Genomic DNA, 1,634 nt, shown 5'->3' on the forward strand with positions numbered 1-1,634 from the left:
CATTTCACGGTATAAACCGGGGTTGTCTTGAAAGTGATAGACCGCTTCAAAACCTAACTTATGCAGCCGCTCTGCTGTTTGCCGTCCCAATCCGTTTCTATTAACGATCCAAAGAATTTGTTTATCTTTATGCGGCAATAGCGATTGCATGGTTGCTTCTGTTTTGCCGCTGCCTAATCCTCCGCGTAGCAGGACAGTTTTTGTGTTGAGTGGAAACGTTGGGGCATAGCCTTCATAGATTTTGATCGTGCGACTTTTAGATGGACTCAGCCGAAAATCCTTCTGTAAGTTACCCCAGTAATTATTACGAAGTTGCTGTTGACGGTTGGCGATCGCATGATCTCGTTCGGCTATTTCTGGGTTCACAGCTTCTTGCTGTGGCGCAAAGCCTTTTGCTCTGGTGAATTCAGAGAAGGGCTTTAGCTGAATGTGCGAGTAGTTTTGGATCTCGTCAATGTCACCAGCCGCTTTATCGTCCCATTGCCCCCAATCGGCAATCAGTAGCGATCGCCCGTGTTCATGCAACAGTTCTACAATCGCTGAATATTGCCGCACAATGTTTGGATTGTTGCGACTACCAGCATCGGCATAAAGAACCCAGTCGGCATTAGGAGCAAGGGCGATCGCTTCTAAGATTTGAGAGCTACTACTGGCAAAATTGCCACCCGCCGCCCCAATCACAGGCGAAACTAACCGATGATGGGCGATCAATGGTTTCGCGCCTGTTCCCTCACACAAAGCGATTCTAGGGGCATTGGCAAAGTTGCCTAAGGATAGTAGCGGATTTTCATCAGTACCCTTTAGATGGGCTGTTTGACCCATTGGACGCTTTTCTTCAGAGTAGCTCGATAGCCAATAGTATTTACGTTCTGCCTGTGGATCACGTGATCTCACCTGGCAGCCAATGATCCGCCCGTGAATATCGGTAATGGGGCAAAGGTAGCCGGGTTCAGGAATGTTCAGGCTGCCATGTGGCAAAACGCCGGGTAGATTTAATGGGGCATTGTGGGCGGATTGCCATTGCTCTACCGACTTAAAGCCCTGCTGCTCTATTTGTGCGTCAGTTAGTCCACGCCTGGTCAAGTCAGCGCGATCGCTTGGGTGAAGGGTTAGCTCTGATAGTAACTGCCGATAGGCTTTATCGCGCTCATCTGCGGTGAGTGCAACAGCTTGTCTTGCTTCCCAGTCATGCTGTTGTTGGATGTGTTTCTGTTCGCGCTGCTCTTGCCACTCACGCCGCCGATCATCGTCTTGGGCATCTAGTAGGTCAGTGGGTAGAAATTTACCCCACCCCCCATCTTTAGATTGTCCAATACAGCGATAGCCTGGTACGTCAGCGCGATCGTTCATGCACAGGATTAAGTCATCAGACTGCTTACAGCCGCCATTCTCGGAGTTGCAGATGGGGCAAGGATTACCACGCTTGAAGGAGAAAATAGCGCTCATGACTGTCCCCCTTCTAACAAAGAAAGCTGCTGAGGTGGCTGCTGCTGTGGCTTGGGCAAATGCCGCCCAAATGATTGCGCCTGGGGCTGAGTCAGATTCCTAATGAAGCGATCGCAGTCTAGGCAATGTAATGATGCAAAATGTTTGTCGTCGATGCTGGTCCGGATCTCAAGGTTGAGCGATCGGCA

At 50.0% G+C, this 1,634-nt stretch carries 2 protein-coding genes; both read right to left on the minus strand.

Annotated elements, in window-relative coordinates; all coding sequences use genetic code 11:
* Window positions 1–1,446 (minus strand): hypothetical protein (locus AB3R30_RS26830; RefSeq protein ID WP_458652261.1); only part of this gene is annotated, 1,446 nt, incomplete at its 3' end.
* Window positions 1,443–1,634: hypothetical protein (locus tag AB3R30_RS26835; protein WP_458652262.1), on the minus strand; the 192-nt coding region annotated here is incomplete at its 5' end. The genes AB3R30_RS26835 and AB3R30_RS26830, both read right to left, overlap by 4 nt.

Origin of the sequence: Sivoneniella epilithica UHCC 1019 (assembly GCF_040830845.1) — a bacterium.
Classification (GTDB): Bacteria; Cyanobacteriota; Cyanobacteriia; order Leptolyngbyales; family Leptolyngbyaceae; genus ULC077BIN1.